This is a genomic window from Blastococcus sp. SYSU DS0669, assembly GCF_054050895.1.
Genome location: NZ_JBJHAE010000025.1, coordinates 1 through 19,963, shown reverse-complemented (window position 1 = coordinate 19,963; position 19,963 = coordinate 1). Strand labels below are relative to the sequence as shown.

The 19,963-nt window shown below is 75.5% G+C and carries 20 protein-coding genes; 6 read left to right on the top strand and 14 right to left on the bottom strand.

Annotated elements, in window-relative coordinates:
• The first annotated feature begins 69 nt into the window (after positions 1-69).
• Both ACI792_RS18395 and ACI792_RS18390 read left to right on the top strand, forming a co-directional pair.
• Positions 70-789, top strand: a complete 720-nt coding sequence (locus ACI792_RS18395) for a GAF and ANTAR domain-containing protein (protein WP_456603868.1) — start codon at positions 70-72, stop codon at positions 787-789.
• 62 nt (positions 790-851) lie between these two features.
• A complete protein-coding gene (locus ACI792_RS18390) occupies positions 852-1,283 on the top strand; it encodes a hypothetical protein (RefSeq protein WP_456603867.1) in 432 nt (143 codons plus the stop codon).
• Positions 1,284-1,472: 189 nt separating this feature from the next.
• Here the strand turns inward: ACI792_RS18390 and ACI792_RS18385 are convergent, their stop codons facing one another.
• The 6 genes from ACI792_RS18385 to ACI792_RS18360 all read right to left on the bottom strand — a co-directional run bounded on the left by ACI792_RS18385 (position 1,473) and on the right by ACI792_RS18360 (position 7,366).
• On the bottom strand, positions 1,473-1,853 hold the full coding sequence (locus ACI792_RS18385) for a hypothetical protein (protein WP_456603866.1): 381 nt from the start codon (positions 1,851-1,853) through the stop codon (positions 1,473-1,475).
• 159 nt (positions 1,854-2,012) lie between these two features.
• Complete coding sequence (locus ACI792_RS18380) at positions 2,013-2,858, bottom strand: aggregation-promoting factor C-terminal-like domain-containing protein (RefSeq protein WP_456581176.1); 846 nt, start codon at positions 2,856-2,858, stop codon at positions 2,013-2,015.
• Between the two features lie 436 nt (positions 2,859-3,294).
• Positions 3,295-3,951, bottom strand: a complete 657-nt coding sequence (locus ACI792_RS18375; RefSeq protein ID WP_456581175.1) for a class I SAM-dependent methyltransferase — start codon at positions 3,949-3,951, stop codon at positions 3,295-3,297.
• 46 nt (positions 3,952-3,997) lie between these two features.
• On the bottom strand, positions 3,998-5,008 hold the full coding sequence (locus ACI792_RS18370) for a GNAT family N-acetyltransferase (protein ID WP_456603865.1): 1,011 nt from the start codon (positions 5,006-5,008) through the stop codon (positions 3,998-4,000).
• A gap of 40 nt (positions 5,009-5,048) precedes the next feature.
• The gene (locus tag ACI792_RS18365; RefSeq protein WP_456603864.1) at positions 5,049-5,888 is read right to left on the bottom strand and encodes an SDR family NAD(P)-dependent oxidoreductase; all 840 of its coding nucleotides are present in this window, start codon (positions 5,886-5,888) and stop codon (positions 5,049-5,051) included.
• Positions 5,888-7,366 (bottom strand): flavin-containing monooxygenase, encoded by a 1,479-nt coding sequence (locus ACI792_RS18360; RefSeq protein ID WP_456603863.1) that lies wholly within the window; start codon positions 7,364-7,366, stop codon positions 5,888-5,890. The genes ACI792_RS18365 and ACI792_RS18360 overlap by 1 nt, the downstream gene beginning before the upstream one ends.
• Positions 7,367-7,487: 121 nt before the next feature.
• Between ACI792_RS18360 and ACI792_RS18355 the strand changes: the two genes are divergently transcribed.
• Positions 7,488-8,141: a TetR/AcrR family transcriptional regulator gene (locus tag ACI792_RS18355; RefSeq protein ID WP_456603862.1), complete on the top strand. Its 654-nt coding sequence runs from the start codon at positions 7,488-7,490 to the stop codon at positions 8,139-8,141.
• Between the two features lie 12 nt (positions 8,142-8,153).
• Here the strand turns inward: ACI792_RS18355 and ACI792_RS18350 are convergent, their stop codons facing one another.
• From ACI792_RS18350 to ACI792_RS18340, 3 genes are all read right to left on the bottom strand, one after another.
• Positions 8,154-9,074 (bottom strand): SMP-30/gluconolactonase/LRE family protein, encoded by a 921-nt coding sequence (locus ACI792_RS18350; protein WP_456603861.1) that lies wholly within the window; start codon positions 9,072-9,074, stop codon positions 8,154-8,156.
• A gap of 80 nt (positions 9,075-9,154) precedes the next feature.
• Positions 9,155-9,664: a universal stress protein gene (locus tag ACI792_RS18345; protein WP_456603860.1), complete on the bottom strand. Its 510-nt coding sequence runs from the start codon at positions 9,662-9,664 to the stop codon at positions 9,155-9,157.
• 100 nt (positions 9,665-9,764) lie between these two features.
• Positions 9,765-10,655 (bottom strand): DivIVA domain-containing protein, encoded by an 891-nt coding sequence (locus ACI792_RS18340; RefSeq protein WP_456603859.1) that lies wholly within the window; start codon positions 10,653-10,655, stop codon positions 9,765-9,767.
• Positions 10,656-10,864: 209 nt separating this feature from the next.
• On the opposite strand from ACI792_RS18340, the gene ACI792_RS18335 reads away from it, so the two are divergent.
• Together ACI792_RS18335 and ACI792_RS18330 are read left to right on the top strand one after the other, a co-directional pair.
• Positions 10,865-12,046 (top strand): LLM class flavin-dependent oxidoreductase, encoded by a 1,182-nt coding sequence (locus tag ACI792_RS18335; RefSeq protein ID WP_456581167.1) that lies wholly within the window; start codon positions 10,865-10,867, stop codon positions 12,044-12,046.
• 52 nt (positions 12,047-12,098) lie between these two features.
• On the top strand, positions 12,099-12,719 hold the full coding sequence (locus tag ACI792_RS18330; RefSeq protein ID WP_456603858.1) for an FMN reductase: 621 nt from the start codon (positions 12,099-12,101) through the stop codon (positions 12,717-12,719).
• A 39-nt stretch (positions 12,720-12,758) separates the two neighbouring features.
• On the opposite strand, the gene ACI792_RS18325 is transcribed toward ACI792_RS18330, so the two are convergent.
• The 5 genes from ACI792_RS18325 to ACI792_RS18305 form a co-directional block, all read right to left on the bottom strand.
• Complete coding sequence (locus tag ACI792_RS18325) at positions 12,759-12,941, bottom strand: hypothetical protein (protein ID WP_456603857.1); 183 nt, start codon at positions 12,939-12,941, stop codon at positions 12,759-12,761.
• A 143-nt stretch (positions 12,942-13,084) separates the two neighbouring features.
• Complete coding sequence (locus ACI792_RS18320; RefSeq protein WP_456603856.1) at positions 13,085-14,656, bottom strand: FMN-binding glutamate synthase family protein; 1,572 nt, start codon at positions 14,654-14,656, stop codon at positions 13,085-13,087.
• 52 nt (positions 14,657-14,708) lie between these two features.
• Positions 14,709-16,166, bottom strand: coding sequence for a GntP family permease (locus tag ACI792_RS18315; RefSeq protein WP_456603855.1), 1,458 nt, complete (start codon positions 16,164-16,166; stop codon positions 14,709-14,711).
• 16 nt (positions 16,167-16,182) lie between these two features.
• On the bottom strand, positions 16,183-17,736 hold the full coding sequence (locus tag ACI792_RS18310) for a gluconokinase (protein WP_456603854.1): 1,554 nt from the start codon (positions 17,734-17,736) through the stop codon (positions 16,183-16,185).
• Between the two features lie 79 nt (positions 17,737-17,815).
• On the bottom strand, positions 17,816-19,147 hold the full coding sequence (locus ACI792_RS18305) for an MFS transporter (RefSeq protein WP_456603853.1): 1,332 nt from the start codon (positions 19,145-19,147) through the stop codon (positions 17,816-17,818).
• A gap of 274 nt (positions 19,148-19,421) precedes the next feature.
• Here ACI792_RS18305 and ACI792_RS18300 point away from each other — a divergent pair, with 274 nt between their 5' ends.
• The gene (locus ACI792_RS18300; protein WP_456603852.1) at positions 19,422-19,823 is read left to right on the top strand and encodes a cupin domain-containing protein; all 402 of its coding nucleotides are present in this window, start codon (positions 19,422-19,424) and stop codon (positions 19,821-19,823) included.
• Positions 19,824-19,963: the final 140 nt, after the last annotated feature.

The following is a 19,963-nucleotide window of genomic DNA, read 5'->3' as shown; positions in this document are numbered from 1 at the left end:
CAACGCGGGAACCCCTCACTGACCGCCGGCGCACGTTCGTCCGGTGCATGACCCGACGGAGTGCGACCCGTGACACCCCCCGACGACGATGCCCTCGACGTCCAACCGGCGTTCGACGAGCTGGCCCGGCTCTCCTTCGCGGAGCACTCGCTGGAGTCCGTGCTGCGCACGGTGACCGAGCTGGCCACCCGCATCCTGCCGGGGCGGCCCGTGGCCTCGGTCACGATCCTCGACGACGGCCGGCCCAGCACGGTGGCCTCGAGCGGCGACCTCGCCCTGCGGCTGGACGAGCTGCAGTACCGCCTGGGTTCCGGACCGTGCCTGGAGGCCGCCACCACGGGACGGCCGACCGCGGTGCCCGACACACGCGCAGAGCCGCGGTGGCCGGAGTTCGCGACCGAGGCGGCCGCCCAGGGGTGCGAGAGCACCCTGTCCTACCCGCTGCCGGTGCAGGAGCGGGTCTCGGGGGCCATGAACGTCTACGCCCGGAACTTCTCGGTGGCCGACGACCGCACCCGCTCGCTGGTGTCCCGGCTGGCCACCTACGCCGTCGGCCCGGTGTCGAACATGTACCTGTACGAGACCGCGGTCGAGCGGGCCGAGCACCTGCAGGCCGCCCTGCAGCACCGCGCGGTGATCGACCAGGCCAAGGGCATCCTCATGGAGCGGCACAAGCTCACCGCCGACCAGGCGTTCCAGCTGCTGGCCCGGGTGTCGATGGAGAGCAACACCAAGGTCCGGGACGTCGCCGAGCAGTTCGTCATGACCGGGGAGCTCCGCCCGCGCTGACCACCGCCCGGCCCGACCCGCGCCGGGTTGCGCCGGGGACGCCGGTCACCGACGGTGTCGGGGTGGATCCCTTCCGCGGCCTCGGCATGCCCCGCATCCCCGGCTTCAGCGAGTTGCTGGCGCTGCTCCAGACCCAGACGGAGGCGCTCTCCCAGCTCCCCCGCACGCTGGCCGACCTCAACGGCACGGTCCGGGAGCTGACCGCCGCGACCACCTCCGTCCGGGAGACCATCGCCTCCGCCCAGCGGATGGCCGAGCGCCTGGAGAGCCTGGTCGAGGAGCTCGAGGAGCCGGTGCGCGCGCTGCGCCCCGGCATCGAGCGGGTCGGCCGGGTGCTGGACGACCCCGCCGTCGACACCGTCCCCGAGACGCTGCGCCGCATCCACGACGACCTGATGCCTCTCGTCCACGGCCTCCGCCAGGCGCAGACCCGCGTGGGCTCGGTGACCGGTCTCTTGCGCCGCCGTCCCGCGGACGAGGACGACGGCTACTGAGCCAGGGTGTCCGCCGGCCCGGTCGGGGGCCCGGGCCCTCGGGCGCCCGGATCCTCGGCGTCGGTGCGCTCGTCCGGCTCTCGCCCTCATGCCGGGCGGTTGTTGCGGATAACGGTCGACGTGGCACGCCACCGCGCCGTGCCTGGCTCGAGCGGGACGCCGCCGGTCAGGTCACCGGACGGCCGGGGATCACTGCTCGGCGGGCGGCTCCCGGCGCACGATGTCGCCGACCGCCTCCTCCAGCCGGGCCCAGGTGGAGCTCCACTCCACCAGCGGGTCGAGGATCCGCTCGAAGACGGCGAGCTGCTGGTCGAAGGCGTCCAGCTGGGCGCGCATGGCCGCGATCGAGCTGCGCTGCGCCGTCACCATCTCCTTCACCGCCCGGAGCTGGGCGGCCGACATCGCCCCGGGCGGGGTCGGCAGGGCCGGGAGCGGGAGGCGGGACGTCGCGGTGCCGGCGAGGTTCCGGGCACGGTCGCTGAAGAACCGCAGTTGGCTCACGAACTCGTCGATGGACCGGCCGATCATCCCGCCCTGCGGGGTCGTCCGGTCGTCGTCGGCCTCGGTCATCGCTCCCCCTCGATCGGCTCCGGACCGACCTTAGGCAGGGCCGGCGCCGCGGGGCGAGGGCTTCGAGGACGCAGGTAGGGCTTCCTGTGCCTCAGCGGGACGGGCCCGTCCCGGGTCCCCCCGCGAGCCGGCGAGCGGTGGGGAGGACGCGGGGTCCGCTCAGTACCAGCCGACGGACTGCGAGTGCGCCCACGCGCCGCACGGGGAGCCGTAGCGGTTGGTGATGTAGATCAGGCCGGCGTCGATCTGGCGGTAGCCGTCGGAGGTCTTGGCGATGCCGGTGCCGGCCCAGGTGGAGTCGAGGAACTGCGCGATGCCGTAGGCGGTGCTGCGCGGGTTCTGCGCGTTGGGGTTCCAGCCGCTCTCCTTGCCCCAGAGGCTCTCGAGGCAGGAGAACTCGCTGCCGGAGCCCACCTTGCCCATCGCGTAGTCCTTGAAGGAGCCGCCGGCCGGGGCCGGAGCGGCGACCGGCGCGGGGGCGCTGCGGGCGGGAGCCGGGGCGGCCGGGGCAGCCGGGGCAGAGGTGCGGGGGGCCTCCTGGCGAGCGGCCTCGGCTCGGGCGGCCTCCTCCTCGGCGGCCTTGCGGGCAGCTGCTTCCTCGGCGGCCTTGCGCGCGGCCTCCTCCTCCGCGGCCTTGCGCGCGGCCTCCTCGGCGGCGCGGCGGTCCAGCTCGGCCTGCTCGGCGGCGGCCCGGGCCTCGGCGGCGGCGGTCTGCTCGGCGGCGCGCTCGCTGCGGCTGGCGGCCAGCGGCGCGAGGCTCGCGACGGCGGACTCGACGGGGTCGACGGCCGGGGCGTCGGCGGTGATCCCGAGCTGGTCGGCCACGCTGACCGACGCGAGCTGCGGCTCGGCCTGCGCGGCCGGCTCCGTGGCGACGACGCCGTTGACGAGCAGCCCGCCCGCCGCGGCGACCGCCAGCAGCAGCGCGGGACGGCGCATCCGGGCGGCGCGGCCCCCGGTCGCGGGGCGGTGGGCGCGGGTGATCGAGGTGGCGCGAAGCTTCATGAGGTGGAACTGCTCCAGGGGCAGGGCGCGGCGGGCCGCACGGGCGGCACCACGGCTGGGGTGGTCGAGTGGCAGCGGGGATCGGGCGGGTGCCCGGGCGGCTCAGCGCGGGGAAGGCACGCGCGAGGCTCCGTACCGGCTGCGGTTCCGTGCAAGGTGGGCCCGCAGGCTCCCCATGCGGCGGCTCTCCGTTTCTTCCGTGTGCCGCCTACCGGGTCAGCTGACGGGGGAGCAGCGCTGCTGCCCGCGACGGGACCTGCCCGGCGCAGGGGGGGTCAGTGCTGCGGTGGTCCCCGGCTCGCCCCGGAAGGCGACTCGGCGGCGCCCGGCGGACCTCCCCCGGTGGGGAGTGGACGACCGGCCGGGCGGAGCCACGGTAACCACCGTTATGCGTCCGTGACAATCCCCCGGCGGTCATCGCTCGGTGAGGCGGGCCTCAGGGCAGCCGCCACACGGTCGTCCGGCGCACCGGCGGCGGCCCCGTCGGGGAGGGCTCGGTGTCGGGGACGTCGTAGGTCGCCAACGCCTCCAGCCTGTCCTCGGGCAGGTACACGCGGCCGGGATCGCCGACGAGCACCTCGGCGCCGCGCGCCCGGGCAGCCGTCAGGAAGGGCAGCACCCGGTCGGTCATCTCCCGGTCGTAGCAGACGTCGCCGGCCAGGACGACGCCGACGTCCGGCGGGTCCGCACCGAGCACGTCACCGACCGGCGTGATGCCGGCCGCCCCGTTCCGCCCGGCGTTGACGGTGACGGCGGTCAGCGCGTACGGGTCGACGTCGCTGGCGAGCACCGCGCTCGCCCCGGCGAGGACGGCGGCGACGGCGACCAGGCCGCTGCCGGCGCCCAGGTCGAGGACCGCGCGCCCGGCCACGAGCTCCGGGTGGTCGAGGACGTACCGCGCCAGCGCCTGCCCGCCCGGCCAGGCCGCGGCCCAGAACGGCGGGTCGGTGGAGGTGCGCCCGTGCTCGCTCTCCATCGCCTCCCAGAGGGCGACGACGTCGGCGGCGACCAGCAGCTCGACCTCGGGCACCAGGTCCGGGCGCACCGGCCGGGTGTGGGCCCGGAGGAACTCCGCGGGGATGGGACGGTCCACCCGGGCAGTCAACCGCACCGGACCGCCGGCCCCGCAGCGCCCCGGCTCAGAGCCGGGCCGACCAGGAGGAGAGCCCGCCCGCGGGGCGGAAGCCGAGCTGCTCGTTGACCGCCACCATCGGTGCGTTGCTCTCGGCGTTGTAGGTGCTGATCCGCCGCACCTCGGGGTAGCCGGCGGCCAGCTCGCGCAGCACGGCGGCCTTCATGCGGGCACCGAGCCGGCGGCCGCGGTGCTCCCGCAGCACCAGCGTGCCGCCCTGGTGGGCGAGAACCGGCTGGGCGAGCGGGATCTGCAGGTCGGTGAAGCCGACCAGTCGGCCGCCGGTCACCGCACCCGCGCTGAGCACCGTCCGGCCCCGGGCGACGTGGGTCTGCTCGTACTCGCGGATCCGGTCGCCGTCCCACTCCTCCTCCCCCACCGGCAGCTCGCCGTGCGGGGCGTCGGTGGTCATGCGCCGCTCCAGCAGCGCGCGGTCCGCCAGCAGCGCGTCCGGGGTCCGGTCCCGCCAGGTGACGACGTCGTAGCCGGCACTCGCTCCGGCGGCCCCGGCCTCCAGCGCCCGCAGGCGGTCCTCGTCGACCGGCAGCGCCAGCTCACGGCGGGTCTCCACCAGGTCGCACGTCCAGCCGTGCCGCTCGGCGAAAGCCCGGCCCGGTGCCCCGGGGGCCGGTTCGTCCACCTCGCTCACCAGCAGGGTGCGGCCGTGGGCGGCGGCGACCGCCCGGGCCTCGGCCAGCAGCGCGCTCCCGAGGCCACGACGCCGGGAGGCCGGGTGCACGGCGACGTCGACCATCGCCAGCGACGGGTTGTCCTTGAGGGGGAGGATCACCCGCAGCGCCCCGGCGACGGCGCCGTCCACCAGGGCCGCCCGGTGGGTGCCGTCCCGGGAGCCCCCGGCCGCCACGAGCTCCCGGCCCAGCGCGACGTGCTCCTGCGCCGGCCGGGGCGGGTCGTGCGGCCGGGCGTCCCGACCCGTGGCGGCCCACACCTCGCACCAGGACGGGAAGAGGTCGTCGTCGGGTCCGAGCTCGACGATGCGCCAGGAGGGGTCGCTCACGCCTCCCGTTCTACCGGGGGCGGCAACCGCTTTTCCGGCCTCAGCGCTCCCGCTTCGCCGGCGCGGACCGCCGGGCGATGATCCGCCAGTAGGTGCCCGGGAGCAGGCGCACGAGCACGTCGGGCACCTTCGCGGTCCAGCCGATCAGGAGCCGGGGACGGCGGCGCTCGACCGCCGCGACGATCTGCGCGGCGGCCACCTCCGGCGGGATGCGCAGCAGCTTGCTGAACTGCCTGCGGCCCTCCTCGTACTCCTCCACGGAGACGCCGGCGCCGGTGCGGGCGCTCTCGGCGATGCGGGTGCGGATGCCGCCGGGGTGCACCACGGTGACCCCGACGCCGTCCTCCGCCAGCTCGTGGCGGAGCGCCTCGCTGAAGCCCCGGACGGCGAACTTGCTGGTGGCGTAGGCGACCTGGCCGGCGGGGGCGAAGATGCCGAAGACGCTGGACAGGTTCACCACGTGCGCGCCGGGGTGCGCCTTCAGGACCGGCAGCAGCGCGTGGGTGAGGCGGACGACGGCGCGCAGGTTGATCGACAGCAGCCACTCGACGTCCCCGAGGCTGACCTGGTCGAAGCGCCCACCCAGGGCCACGCCGGCGTTGTTGACCAGCAGGGTCGTCTCCGGGTGCTCGGCCACCAGCGTGGCGGCCACCCGGGCGGTGGCCTCGTCGTCGGCCAGGTCGACGACGTAGGTCACGACGCGCAGCGCCGGGTGGTCGGCGGTGATCCGCGCGGCCACCGCCGCCAGCCGGTCGGCGTCGCGGTCCAGCAGCACCAGGTGGCTGCCCCGGCCGGCGAGCTCCCCGGCCAGCGCCTCGCCGATGCCGCTCGCCGCGCCGGTGACGACCGCCGTCCCGCCCAGGAAGGCGTAGGGCCGCATCAGGCCACGACCCGGTCGGCGGCGGGCACGCGCGGCTGGAAGGTCATGCCCTCGTCCTCGAGCGGGCCCCGGCGCATCACGGCGACGTCGCGCAGGTAGTTCTGGTGCAGCCGCCAGGGCGCCCGGCGCCCCTGCTGGGGCAGGCCGGCGATGCTGCGCTGCACGTAGCCGGCGGTGAGGTCGAGGAAGGGCGCGCCACCGCCCTCCGGTGGGGCGACCGGCGTCGCCGACGCGTAGCCGTGCGCGTCCAGGTGGTCCAGCAGGCGGCAGACGTAGCGGTTGACCAGGTCGGCCTTGAGCGTCCACGAGGCGTTCGTGTAGCCGATGACCATGGCGAAGTTCGGCACGCCGGAGAGCATCATGCCCTTGTAGGAGACCCGCTCCGGCAGCTCGACGGGCTCCCCGTCGACCGCGATCCGCATCCCGCCCACCGGCAGCAGGTTGAGCCCGGTCGCGGTGACGACGACGTCGGCCGCCAGCCGCTCCCCCGAGGCCAGCTCGAGCCCGTCCTCGGTGAAGGTGGCGATCCGGTCGGTGACGATCGACGCCGAGCCCCGGCGCAGGGCGCGGAACAGGTCGCCGTCGGGCACCAGGCACAGCCGCTGGTCCCACGGGTCGTAGGGCGGGTTGAAGTGCGTGTCGACGTCGATGCCCGGCAGCTGCTTCTGCGTCATGCGCCGCAGCAGCGAGCGGACCAGCGCCGGGCGCCTGCGGCTGAGCTGGTAGAGCGCGGTGCTGGTGAGGACGTTCTTCCACCGCACCAGCGAGTAGGCCGCCTTCTCCGGCAGCCGGGCCCGCAGCTTCTCCGCCAGGGGGTCGCGGCCGGGGAGCGACATCACGTAGCTCGGCGTGCGCTGCAGCATGGTCACGTGCGCGGCCTGCTCGGCGAGGTTCGGCACCAGCGTGACCGCGGTGGCGCCGCTGCCGATGACGACGACCCGCTTGCCGGTCACGTCGAGGTCCTCGGGCCAGTGCTGAGGGTGGACCAGCCGCCCCCGGAAGCGCTCCTCCCCGGGGAACTCGGGGCGGAAGCCCTCGTCGTAGCGGTAGTAGCCGGAGCAGACCTGCAGCCACGAGCAGGTGAGGGTGACCGCCTCGCCGGTGTCGGTGCGCTCGGCGGTGACCGTCCAGCGGGCGTCGGCGCTGGACCACTCCGCCCGCACGACGCGGTGGTGGTATCGGATCTTCTGCGTCACGCCGTGCTCGCGCGCGGTCGCCTCGATGTAGCGGCGGATCGCCGGGCCGTCGGCGATCGACTCGGCCTCCCGCCACGGCCGGAAGGAGTAGCCGAGCGTGAACATGTCCGAGTCCGACCGGATGCCCGGGTACCGGAAGAGGTCCCAGGTGCCGCCCAGCGCCGCCCGCGACTCCAGAAGCGCGTAGCGGGTACCCGGCCGCTCGCGCTCCAGGTGGCAGGCGGCGCCGATGCCGGAGAGGCCGGCTCCGACGATCAGCACGTCCAGGTGCTCGATGGTCATGCACTCTCCGGTGGCTCCGCCGGGTGGACCGGCCGCGGGCTGACCCCGGCACGCTATCGACGCCCTGTCGAGTCCGTCAACACGGTGTCGACGACAGCGCCGCCCTCGCTATCCTCTCCCCGTGCCGAGTGCCGCGGGCGAACCGCAGACCGCCGGTCGCGGTCGGCGACCGGCCCGGCCCTCCGGCGACGACCGGGAGCTCGCGATCCTCGTCACCGCCGAGCGGCTGCTGGCCGAGCGGCCGCTGGCGGCCATCTCGGTCGACGACCTGGCCCGCGGCGCCGGGATCTCCCGGCCGACGTTCTACTTCTACTTCTCCTCCAAGGACGCCGTCCTGCTCGCCCTGCTCGACCGGGTGGTGGCCGAGACCGAGACGGCGATGCGCCAGGTTTTCGACACCCCGGCGACCGGTGCGCGGGACGGCTGGGCGCGGGCCATCGGCGCCTACTACGACACCTTCGGTGCGCACCGGGCGCTCACGGTCGCCTGGGCCCAGGCCCGGTCCACCAACGAGGAGGTGCGGGCGCTGTGGTCGGCGGTCGTCGAGCGCTGGGTGCAGCGGTCGGCGGCGGCCATCGACGCCGAGCGGGCGCGGGGCGCGGCGCCGCCCGGGCTCGCCGCGCGCGACCTCGCGATCGCCCTCACGTCGATGAACGAGCGGGTGCTGTACGGGACCTTCAGCGGGGACGGCCCCGCCGTCGCCGAGGAGGACGTCGTCGACGTCCTGCTGGGCATCTGGCTCGCGGCCGTCTACGGCACGGCCACGCCGGGCTGAGCCGGGACGTCGTCAGACGGCGAGGGTCGCGACCGTGCTGCCGGTCAGGCTGCCGAACCACAGCCTGCCGCCGGCCTCGCGCACGCCGGTGAGCATCTCGAAGCCGGGGATCTCGCCGCTGAAGCGGTGCACCGCCGTCCCCTCGGCGTCGACCGCGAGGACGCCCAGGGTCCGGCCGGGGCTGGGCTGCAGGGCCGGCGGCAGGAGGCTCACCAGGGCGCGCAGCGGCGCGGGCAGCCGGTGGATCGCGGCCAGCGCCGCGACCCGGGGGCTGGGCAGGGTGATCCACACCAGCCCGTCCGAGCCGAGCGCGATGTTGTCCGGGTGGCCGGGCAGGTCGTCGACGAAGACCTCGCTCGCGCCGGCCCGCGCGCCGGTCAGCCATACCCGGCGGACCCGCGCCGCCCCGGTCTCCGCGACCGCCACCCAGGACCCGTCCGCGGCCAGGGCCACGCCGTTGGCGAACTCCAGGCCGCCGAGCAGCTCGGTGACCGTGCCGTCGGGGTCACGGCGGAACAGCCGCCCGCTGGCGGTCCGCCGCACCAGGTCCGCCCGCCACCGCGGGATCAGGTAGCGCTGCGAGGAGTCGGTGAAGTAGATCGTCCCGTCGGCGCCGACGGCGGCGTTGTTGACCGCCCGCAGCCGGCGCCCCGCCACCTCGTCGACCAGCGTCCGCACGTCGCCGTCGGCGAGGGAGACGGCGAGCAGCCCGGCGTCGGAGGCGCACACCAGGAGCACCCCGCTCCCGAGGAGCTCGAGGCCCAGCGGCCGGCCGGGCACCCGGGCGACCGTCTCGACCGGCCCGCCCGGGGCGGCGACGCGCACGATCCGGCCGTCGGCCAGGCCGGTGAGCACCCGGCCGGCGCCGTCGACGAGGACGTCCTCGGGCCCCTCGCCGACCGGCACCACCGTGGCCCCCGCGAAGTCGCGCACGCCGTCTCCTCCAGCTCGCCGCCCGCGGTCGCTCCGCGGGCCGGCGGCAGTCTGCCCGACCGAGCCGCCGACCTCCGGGCTCACTCCCCGACGACGGCCCCGACCGCGTCCGCGGTGAAGTCGCGTCCCTGGGCGCCGGTGCGCACCACGGTGACCGGGCAGGCGGCGTGGTGGACCAGCTGGTCGCTCACCGAGCCGAGCAGCAGGCCCTTGAAGCCGCCGCGGCCGCGTGCGCCGACGACCAGCAGGCTGGCCCCTTCCGCGGCGGCCAGCAGGCCGGGCACCGGGGCGCGGTGGACGACGTGGGTGGTGACCCGGCAGGCGGGGTCGAGCCCGGCCGCCGCCACGTGCGCGGTGAGCTCGTCGCGCACCGCCTGCTCCCAGTCGGGGAGGGGGGGCACGTAGCCCGGCTCCCAGGTCGAGGGCTGCGGTGCGGTCGTCATCGACCAGGCGCGCACCACGTGCAGCTCGACATCGGCGCGCCGGGCGAGCCGCCCCGCCCACTTCAGCGCCTCCTGCGCGCACTTGGAGCCGTCGTGCCCGACCACGACGCCGCCCTCGATCCGAACGACCTCACGGACCTCGTCCACCGCTGACCTCCTCGTTGCCCTGTGCCGGCGCGATCACCGGCCCGGGTCAGCCTCTCACCACCCGCGACCGCGCAGGCCACCGGCGGCGCGCGCCGCGCCGTCAGCCGGTGACGGGCTCGGCCCGGCCGCCCAGCAGCGCCAGCTCCTCGGCCGGGGGGACCCCGACCGCCTGCAGCGCGGCCCCGATCCGGTCGGTCAGGCAGCGCAGCGACTCCCGGGCCTGGTCGCGCTGGCGCCACAGGTCCTCGATCTCCGTGCGGAGCGCGGCAAGGTGGGCACCCGCGGCGTCGTCGGCGGCGGCCCGGTCGCGCCGCGCCTGCTCCGCGGCGCGCTCGAGCTCGGCGGCCGCCTCGGCCGCGAGCCGGTCCCGCTCGGCGGCGGCCTCGGCGGCCAGCCGGTCCCGCTCCGCCGCGGCGGCCCGCAGCAGCTCCTCGGCCTCGGCGCGCGCCTGCTCCAGGGCGGCGACCCCCTCCGCCCGGTCCCGCTGGGCGTTGACCCGCAGCTGGTCGGCGACCTCGATCGCCAGCTCCTTGATCTCGTGCGCCTTGCGCAGCCGGGCGTCCGCCTCCAGGCGCGCGTCGGCGCGCAGCTGGGCGGCCTCGGCCTCGGCGGCGTCCAGCACCTGCGCGGCCTGGTCCTCGGCCAGCCGCAGCACCTCGCCCACGCGGGCGCTGACCGCGGGGCGCTCGCGGCCGACCGGCTGCTCGGCGAGGAGCCGACGGGAGATCTCCAGCTCCGTCCCGCAGGCGACGACGCGGTCGAGCAGGTGCTCGCGTTCGCGCTGGGCGGCGGCGAGCTCGTTCTCGGCCCAGGCGACGTAGTTGTCGACCTGGACGCGGTCGTAGCCGCGCACCGAGCCCCGGAACGCGGGCCCGTGGTCCAGCAGCGCCTCCAGGGCTCCGGCGGGCCGCGGCGACGGGGCGGCGGGCCCGTCCGGCGGCACCCCCTCGTCCTGGACACGGTTGGCGACGAATTCGACACGCCGGAGCATCCGGATGGCCCCCCTGGGAAGTAGGTGGAGCGGAATCTGCCAGAGCCGCCGGGAGCGCGCGGTCGACCGTGACGGCTCCGTGACCCGTGTCGCGGCCGGTCCGGGGGTGCCACGGCGGGGCGTGCCGGAACGGTCACGGATCGTTCCGACCCCACCCCGCAGGGCGACCGGGCATAGCCCGGGCATCCCGCGCGTTAGGCCGGGCAGAGATGATTGCACTCTCAACCAGTTTGGAGCTCGAGATGCAGTTCGGCGTCTTCACCGTCAGCGACATCACCACCGACCCCACGACCGGCCGCACGCCCAGCGAGGCCGAGCGGCTGAAGGCGGTGCTGACCATCGCGCAGAAGGCCGAGGAGGTCGGCCTGGACGTCTTCGCCCTGGGTGAGCACCACAACCCGCCGTTCTTCTCCTCCTCCCCCACCACCACGCTGGCCTGGATCGCGGCGCGGACCTCGACGCTCCAGCTGTCGACGGCGACGACGCTGATCACCACCAACGACCCGGTGAAGATCGCCGAGGACTACGCGATGCTCCAGCACCTCGCCGAGGGCCGGGTCGACCTGATGATGGGCCGCGGCAACACCGGCCCGGTGTACCCGTGGTTCGGGCAGGACATCCGCAACGGCATCGAGCTGGCGGTCGAGAACTACGCGCTGCTGCGCCGGCTCTGGACCGAGGACGTCGTCGACTGGTCCGGCCGGTTCCGCACGCCGCTGCAGGGCTTCACCTCGACCCCCCGCCCGCTGGACGGCGTCCCGCCGTTCGTCTGGCACGGCTCCATCCGCTCCCCGCAGATCGCCGAGCAGGCCGCCTACTACGGGGACGGCTTCTTCCACAACCACATCTTCTGGCCCAAGGAGCACACCCAGCGGATGGTGGAGTTCTACCGCCGTCGCTACGAGCACTACGGCCACGGCGCCGCCGACCAGGCGATCGTCGGGCTCGGCGGGCAGGTGTTCATGCGGAAGAACAGCCAGGACGCCGTCCGCGAGTTCCGCCCGTACTTCGACAACGCGCCGGTCTACGGCCACGGTCCCTCGTTGGAGGACTTCAGCCGCGAGACGCCGCTGACCGTCGGCTCGCCGCAGCAGGTGATCGAGCGGACGCTCGGCTTCCGCGACTACGTCGGCGACTACCAGCGGCAGCTGTTCCTCATCGACCACGCCGGGCTGCCGCTGAGGACCGTCCTCGAGCAGCTGGACATCCTCGGCGAGGAGGTCGTGCCGGTGCTGCGGCGCGAGTTCGCCGCGCTGAAGCCCGCCCACGTGCCCGATGCCCCCACCCACGCGGCCCGCGTCGCCGCGGCCGGCGGTGCGGCGGACGCGACGGTGCACGCCCCGGCCGACGACGTGACCGGGCAGGTCCGGGACGAGGTGGAGGTCCGATGATGCGCCTGACGGCACGGCGCAGCCCTTCCGCTCCTGCACCGGAGGTGGGTCGATGAGCACCCGCACCCTCGCGGTGGTCAGCGCCGGGCTGTCGACGCCCTCGTCCACCCGGCTGCTGGCCGACCGCCTGACCACGGCGGCGGTGGACGCGCTGCGGGAGCGGGGCGTCGCCGCCACCGTCGAGGCGGTCGAGCTGCGGCAGCACGCCCGCGACCTCGCCGACAACCTGACGACCGGCTTCGCCAACGAGGCGCTGCGCGCGGCCGTGGACACCGTCGTCGGCGCGGACGGCCTGATCGCGGTGACGCCGATCTTCTCCGCGTCCTACAGCGGCCTGTTCAAGACGTTCGTCGACGTCCTCGAGAAGGACGCGCTGACCGGCAAGCCCGTGCTGATCGGCGCCACGGCCGGCACCGCCCGGCACTCGCTCGCGCTGGAGCACGCCGTGCGGCCGCTCTTCGCCTACCTGCGGGCGACCGTCGTCCCCACCGCCGTCTTCGCCGCCCCCGAGGACTGGGCCGGTGGCGACACCGGCACCCCGGCCCTGACCGGCCGGGTGCGCCGGGCGGCCGGGGAGCTCGCCGACCTGGTGGCCGGCCGGCCCCCGGCCGCCCCGGCCGACCCCTTCGCCGACCCGACGACCTCCTTCGAGGACCTGCTCCGGGGCAGCTGAGGCCGGGGCGTCCGAGGGTGCTCCCGGGCGTCGGCGGGGTCAGTCCTCCTCTTCCTCGCCGCCCTCCTCGCCGCCCTCCTCGCCGACCTCCTGCTCGATGACGCCGCCCTCCTCGCCGCCTTCCTCCCCGCCGCAGGCGGTCATGGTGAAGGAGGCGGCCGCGATGGCCACCCCGGCGGCAGCCGAGCGCCAGCGACGGGCGGGCAGGGACGTGCGGTTCATGGGTTCTCCTCCAGGCAGGCCGACCACGGGGTCGGGCACGGGCGTACCTGCGCTCCTGTGCCCCGGTCCGCCGAGAGGCACGCCGACCCGTGCCGATGTCATGGACCCGTCACGCGTCCCCGTGGACGCGGGCGGCGTCCGGCTCAGCCGACGGCGTCGGGCGACGGCGGTGCGCTGCCACCCTCGGGTTCGCCTTGCATGAGCGCCGTGATGGCGGCCCGGTCCGCGGGCGAGGGCAGGCCCCACTCGGGCTCGTACCCGTACACCTCGCGCAGCGGCCGCGACGCCGTGCGCCCGGTGAGCACCTCGACCGAGTCGGTGTCGATCAGCCCCGGGTGGGCGACCCCGCACGCCTCGGCGACCCGGAGCAGGTCGCGGCGCAGGGTGCCGATGTAGTTGGCCGCGCGCACCGACTTCAGCTGCGGGTCCAGGCCGTGGGTCAGCCAGGCGTTCTGCGTCGCCACCCCGGTCGGGCAGGTGTCGGTGTGGCACTTCTGCGCCTGGATGCAGCCGATGGCCAGCATCGCCTCGCGGCCGACGTTGATCATGTCGCAGCCGAGCGCGAAGGCCACCACGGCGTTGTCCGGCAGGCCGAGCTTGCCGGCGCCCATGAACACCACGTCCTCGGCCAGCCCCGCCCGGGCGAACACCGCCTGCACCCGGGAGAACCCGAGCTGGAAGGGCAGCGAGACGGAGTCGGTGAAGATCAGCGGCGCGGCCCCGGTGCCGCCCTCGCCGCCGTCGACGGTCACGAAGTCCACTCCCCGGCCGGTGCCGGCCATGAGCCCGGCGAGCTCTTCCCAGAAGGTCATGTCGCCGACCGCGGACTTGATGCCCACCGGCAGGCCGGTCTCGGCGGCGAGCAGCTCGACCCAGTCGAGCAGGCTGTCGGCGTCGGAGAACTCGGCGTGCCGCGAGGGGCTGATGCAGTCGACGCCCTCGGGCACCCCGCGCGCGGCGGCGATCTCGGCCGACACCTTGGCCGCCGGCAGCACCCCGCCCAGGCCGGGCTTCGCGCCCTGGCTGAGCTTGATCTCCAGCGCCCGCACCGGGGCGCCGGCGACCAGGTCCTTGAGCCGGTCGAGGTCGAAGCGGCCGTGCTCGTCGCGGCAGCCGAAGTAGGCGGTGCCGATCTGGAAGACCAGGTCCCCGCCGTGCCGGTGGTGGCCGGAGATGCCGCCCTCCCCCGTGTTGTGCAGGCAGCCGGCCAGCGCGGCCCCGCGGTTCAGCGCCTCCACGGCCTGGCCCGAGAGCGAGCCGAAGCTCATCGCGCTGATGTTCACCACCGACGGCGGCCGGAAGGCGGCGGCCCGCCCGCGGGCCGCCCCGAGCACCTTGGCGCAGGGCAGGTCGACGAACTGCCCGGCGTGCACGTCGGTCGCCGGGACCGCCGGCCCGAAGGTGCGGTGCTTGATCACCGGGTAGCCGGCGGTGAACTCCAGGTCGTTGTCGGTGCCGAAGCCGAAGTAGTTGTTGTCGCGCTTGCTGGAGGCGTACACCCAGCGCCGCTGGTCGCGGGTGAACGGGCGTTCCTCGTTGTTCCCTGCGACCAGGTACTGGCGCAGCTCGGGCCCGATCGACTCCAGCAGGTAGCGGGCGTGGCCCACGACCGGGAAGTTGCGCAGCAGCGTGTGCTCCCGCTGCAGCAGGTCACGGACGGCGACGGCGGCGAGCGCACCGAGCCCGGCGGCCGCGGCACGTGGGAGGAGCGGCATGCCCCACTATGGCGCGTCCGGGAGCCCGGTGCAGTCGCGGCGCCCGCCGTCGTCAGAGGAAGAGGCTGAGCACGAGCGCCAGGACGAACCCGATCGTGCCCAGCAGCGTCTCCATCACCGTCCAGGTCTTCAGCGTCGTCTTCTCGTCCATCCCGAAGAACCGGCTGACCAGCCAGAAGCCCGAGTCGTTGACGTGCGAGAGGACGGTCGCCCCGCCGGCGATCGCGATGACGATCAGCGCGAGGTCGACCGAGCTCAGCCCGTCGGTGGCCGCGACGACGGGCGCGATGAGACCGGCCGCGGTGGTGAGGGCGACGGTGGCCGAGCCCTGCGCCACCCGGATCAGGGCCGAGATGACGAACGCCGCCACGATGACGGGGAGGCCGATGTCGCCCAGGACGTCGGCGAGCGCGGCACCGATGCCGCTGGCGCGCAGCACGCCGCCGAACATGCCGCCGGCACCGGTGATCAGGATGATCGCGCAGACCGGGCCGAGTGCGCTGTTCAGCACCGACTCCACCTCGGCCCCGCTGTCGCCCCGCCGTCGCCCGAGCACCCACATGGCCACCAGGACGGTGATCAGCAGCGCGATGGGCGTCGCCCCCAGCAGCTGACCCCAGCGGACGAGCGCCGAGTCCTCGTCGACGACGCCCTCGGCGGCGAGCGTGCTCAGCCCGGTGTTGAGGAAGATCAGCACCATCGGGAGGAGCAGCAGGGTGATGACCGTGGCGAACCGCGGAGGCGCGGGACGCGTCGCCGTCCCCGTGCCGGTGCGGCCCGACGCGATCCCCGGCGAGCTGCCCTCGACCGACGGGTCCGGCGCGTTGTCGGCGGTCTTCGCCTCGTCGGCCAGGATGTTGGGGACGGGCAGCTCGAACTTCCTGCCGGCCCAGAGCCCGAACAGGTAGCCACCCAGGAACCAGGTCGGGACGCCGATGAGCAGGCCGAAGACCAGCACCAGCCCGATGTCCGCGCCGATCAGCCCGGCCGCCGCGACCGGCCCCGGGTGCGGCGGCACGAAGGCGTGCATGACCGCGAACGCGCCCGCCACCGGCAACCCGTACGTCAGCAGCGAGCCGCCCAGCCGGCGGGCCACGGTGAAGACGATCGGCAGGAACACGACGAGCCCGGCGTCGAAGAAGATCGGGAAGCCGAACAGCAGCGCGGCGATGCCCAGGGCCAGCGGCGCGCGCTGCTCGCCGAATCGGGAGATGAGGCTGTCGGCGAGCACCTGGGCGCCGCCGCTGTGCTCGAAGAGCCGGCCCAGCATCGCCCCGATGCCCACCAGCAGCGCGACGCTGGCCAGCGTGGAGCCGAAGCCCGTGGTCATGACCTCCACCACGTCGGCGAGCGGGACCCGCGCGGCGAGGGCCACCGCCAGGCTGACCAGGATCAGCGCCAGGAAGGCGTGCAGCTTCACCTTCATGATCAGGAAGAGGAGGACCGCGACCGCGGCCGCGGCGATCAGCAGCAGGGGCCCGGCGCTCAGCGCGGGTTCGACCTCGGGCATGGCTCCTCCACGGGGTTCAGGTGGGTCGGCTCGGTGCGTCATCCAGGGCGTCGAGGGTGGTGAGGACGTCGGCCAGGGCCGTGGTGGACCGGTCGACGAGGGGGCGGAGCTGCCGGTAGACGGCGACGGCCTCCGGGTCGGGGAGCACCGGCTCGTGGACGGCGACGAGCGCGGTGGCCGCGGTGAGGTCGGGCAGCGCGCCGAGGGCGTGCCAGCCGAGCAGGCAGGCGCCGAGACCGGTGCCCTCCGGGGAGTCGGCGACCCGCACCGGCAGGTCCAGTGCGGAGGCGAGCGTCCGGATCCACAGCGGCGAGGCGACCGCGCCGCCGGTGGCGCGCACCTCGCGCACCGGCACGTCGGTCGCGGCGAACGCGTCGCGCACCAGGGCCAGCTGCTGGCACACCCCCTCGACCGCGGCGCGGACCAGGTGCGGGCGGCGGTGCTCGCGCCGCAGCCCCAGGTAGGCCCCCCGCATCCCCGACCGCCACCAGGGCGCCCGCTCGCCCAGGAAGTAGGGCAGGCAGAGCAGGCCCGAGCTCCCGACCGGCACGGCGGCCGCCTCCTCGAGCAGCCGGGCGTCGAGGTCGTCGGCGGCCTCCCCCTCGGGGCCCGGCTCGCCCCCGGGGCCGGCGGCCAGCGCCTGGGCGGCCCAGCGCACCACCGACCCGCCGTTGTTGATGGCGCCGCCGACGACCCAGGCGTCGTCGGTGAGGGCGTAGCAGAACAGCCGCCGCCCCGGGTCGACCGTCGGCCGGGGGACGACGACGCGCATCGCACCGCTGGTGCCCAGCGAGACGGCGGCGACGTCGGAGCGCACGGCGCCCACGCCGAGGTTGGCCAGCACGCCGTCGGAGGCGCCGACCACCACGGGGAGCCCCGGCGGCAGGCCGGTGGCCGCCGCGACCTCCGGCCTCAGGCCGGGGAGCACCGCCGTCGTCGGCAGGACCTCGCCCAGCTGGCCGGGGCGCACGCCGGCGATGCTCATCGCCTCCTCGTCCCAGCGCCCGGCGCGGAGGTCGTACAGGCCGGTGGCCGACGCGCAGGACCGGTCGACCACGTGCGGGCCACCGCAGAGGGCGGCCACCACCAGCTCCTTGACCCCGCCCCAGCGCGGCACACCGGCCACGCGGGCGGAGTTCTCCGCCCGCTCCCACGACAGCTTGACCAGCGGGGACATCGCGTGCACCGGAGTGCCGGTGCGGGCGTGGAGGTCGGGCGCGCGGCCGTCGGCGACCAGCGCCTGCGCCCACTGCGCGGCGCGGTCGTCGGCCCAGGTCACCACCGGGCCGAGCGGGGTGCCCCCGTCGTCCATGGGGACCAGGCCGTGCATCGCCGCGCTCAGCGAGACGGCGACGACCGCATCACCCCGCTCGCGGGCGAGGGCGGCGACCTCCCCCAGCGCCTCGACGGCGGCCGCGGCGAGCCGCCCGGCGTCCAGCTCGGCGCGGCCGGGGGCGGGGACGAGCAGCGGGTAGGCCACGGTGGCGACGTCGCGGACGCGGCCGTCGGTGCCCGCGGTGACCGCCTTCGTCGCCGTGGTGCCCGAGTCCAGCCCGACCACGACGTCCACGGGTCCACCCCCCTGACCGGCTCGTCCGCTCCCGGCATCGTGCCCGTGCGCGGCCGGGGCGGCAACAGCCCGTTCCGGATCAGCCGCCCGACGGGCCTCCGCGCAGCCGGTGGCGGACCGCGACGTGCAGCGGCTGGAGCACGACGCCGTCGCGGGCCAGCCGTGCGCGCAGCTGCCGGCGGTGCCGGATGACGCCGGCCAGGCCGATCGCCCAGAACAGGTACTGCACCGCGAAGGCGGCCCGGAAGGAGTCGAGGTCGTACGCGGTGGAGGCGCCCGGGGTGAGCAGGTCCAGCACCGCCCCGACGGCCAGGATGGTGAGCAGCGAGGCCACGAAGCCCCCGACGTTGACCACGCCGCTGGCGCTCCCCTGCCGCTCCGCCGGGTTCTCCGTCCGGGCGTAGTCGAAACCGATCATCGAGCCGGGGCCGTTGGTGCCCAGGACCACCACCAGCAGCACCAGCACCGCCAGCGGCGCGCGGCCGGGCCACAGCAGCACGAGCGTCCAGGTGCTCGCCGTCGCCGCGAGGATCGCGAACACCAGGACCGAGCGGCGCAGCGGCCACCGGGCGCACAGCCGGCCCAGCGCCGGCCCCACGCCCATGCCGACCAGCACCAGCAGCGTCAGCAGGGCCGCCGCCGTGCCCGGCGACAGCCCCTGGCCGACGACCAGGAAGGGGTAGCCCCACAGCAGCGCGAACACCGTGCCCGAGAACTGGGTGACCAGGTGGGTGTAGAGCCCGATCCGCGTGCCCGGCTCGCGCCACGTGTCGGCCAGCCCCTGGCGCAGCTGGGCCAGGTCCGGCGCCGCCGGGCGCGGCGTCCCCTCCGGCGCGTCCCGCAGCGCGACGAGCACGAGCAGGGCGACGAGCACACCGGTCGCCGCGGCCCCCAGGAAGGTCGCCGTCCAGGAGGTCTCGTGGAGCAGGGTGACGAGCGGGTAGGCGGCCACGATGGAGCCGACCTGGCCCAGGATCCCGGTCAGCTGGGTGATCAGCGGCGCCGCCGGGCCCGGGAACCAGAAGGCCACCACCCGGAGCACGCTGATGAAGGTCATCGCATCGCCCGCGCCGACCAGCACGCGGGCGGCGATGGCGGTGGGGACGTCCCCGGCCAGTGACAGCACCAACTGGCCGGCCGCCATCGTGACGGCGCCGGCGAGGATCATCCGCCGGGACCCGAAGCGGTCCAGCGCCACGCCCACCGGAACCTGCAGCCCGGCGTAGACCGCCAGCTGCAGCACCAGGAAGAGCGAGACGGCGGACGCGCCGGCGGAGAACCGTTCCTGCGCCTCGACGGCGGCGACGCCCAGCGACGAGCGGTGGAAGACGGCGACCGCGTAGGCCAGCAGTCCCACGGCCCACATCGCGTAGGCGCGGCCCGACGGGCGGGCCCGGTCCACGGAGGTCACCTGAGGAGGACACCACGACCGACCGGACGCTTCCCCGTCGGGCGGTGAGTTCCCTCACCCGCACGCCGACCGCCGGAGGAGGGTCCGGCGGCACAGCCGCCCCGAGCGCCGGGTCCGGCGGCGCCGGTCCGTCGCGCCCGGGGCGTGATCGACAACGCTGCCCCGGACGACTACTCCCGGCCCGGACAGGGCAGGAGCAGCCCGGCGCCGGCCGGGCTGCTCCGCGCCCGGCCGGCCGTAGCCGTCCGTCCCCGAGACGAGAGGAGCGCCGTCCATGGCGTCCGTCATCCACTACACGATCGCGACCGAGGCCGAGAAGAGCCCGGACTTCCGCCGGGTCCTCTGGACCGGCACGAACACCCAGCTGGTGATCATGACCATCCCGCCGGGCGGTGAGATCGGCGAGGAGACGCACGAGGACATCGACCAGATCCTCACCTTCGTCAGCGGCATCGGGAAGGCCGTGATCTCCGGCAAGGAGAAGAACGTGGCGCAGGGCGACCTGGTCGTCGTCCCCGCCGGGACGAAGCACAACTTCCTGAACACCGGCGAGAACCCGCTGGTCCTCTACACGGTCTACGGCCCGCCCGAGCACGCCGACGGCGCGGTCCACAAGACCAAGGAGGAGGCCGACGAGGCCGAGGAGTCGGGCCGGGACGAGCCCCCGACCTCCTGATCCGGCGCACGACCACCGGCCGGGGGGGGGGGGGGGGGGGGGGGGGGGGGGGGGGGGGGGGGGGGGGGGTGCGGGGGGGGGGGGGGGCTGGGGGGGGGGGGGGCGGGGGGGGCACATCGGCCTTGTCGGATGGGCTAGTT

Bases quoted from the DNA above. Each gene is read 5' to 3' on its own strand.
- ACI792_RS18385 (WP_456603866.1), bottom strand. From the start codon at position 1,853: ATGACCGAGGCCGACGACGACCGGACGACCCCGCAGGGCGGGATGATC.
- ACI792_RS18380 (WP_456581176.1), bottom strand. From the start codon at position 2,858: ATGAAGCTTCGCGCCACCTCGATCACCCGCGCCCACCGCCCCGCGACC.
- ACI792_RS18365 (WP_456603864.1), bottom strand. From the start codon at position 5,888: ATGCGGCCCTACGCCTTCCTGGGCGGGACGGCGGTCGTCACCGGCGCG.
- ACI792_RS18360 (WP_456603863.1), bottom strand. From the start codon at position 7,366: ATGACCATCGAGCACCTGGACGTGCTGATCGTCGGAGCCGGCCTCTCC.
- ACI792_RS18340 (WP_456603859.1), bottom strand. From the start codon at position 10,655: ATGCTCCGGCGTGTCGAATTCGTCGCCAACCGTGTCCAGGACGAGGGG.
- ACI792_RS18335 (WP_456581167.1), top strand. From the start codon at position 10,865: ATGATTGCACTCTCAACCAGTTTGGAGCTCGAGATGCAGTTCGGCGTC.
- ACI792_RS18330 (WP_456603858.1), top strand. From the start codon at position 12,099: ATGAGCACCCGCACCCTCGCGGTGGTCAGCGCCGGGCTGTCGACGCCC.
- ACI792_RS18325 (WP_456603857.1), bottom strand. From the start codon at position 12,941: ATGAACCGCACGTCCCTGCCCGCCCGTCGCTGGCGCTCGGCTGCCGCC.
- ACI792_RS18320 (WP_456603856.1), bottom strand. From the start codon at position 14,656: ATGCCGCTCCTCCCACGTGCCGCGGCCGCCGGGCTCGGTGCGCTCGCC.
- ACI792_RS18315 (WP_456603855.1), bottom strand. From the start codon at position 16,166: ATGCCCGAGGTCGAACCCGCGCTGAGCGCCGGGCCCCTGCTGCTGATC.
- ACI792_RS18300 (WP_456603852.1), top strand. From the start codon at position 19,422: ATGGCGTCCGTCATCCACTACACGATCGCGACCGAGGCCGAGAAGAGC.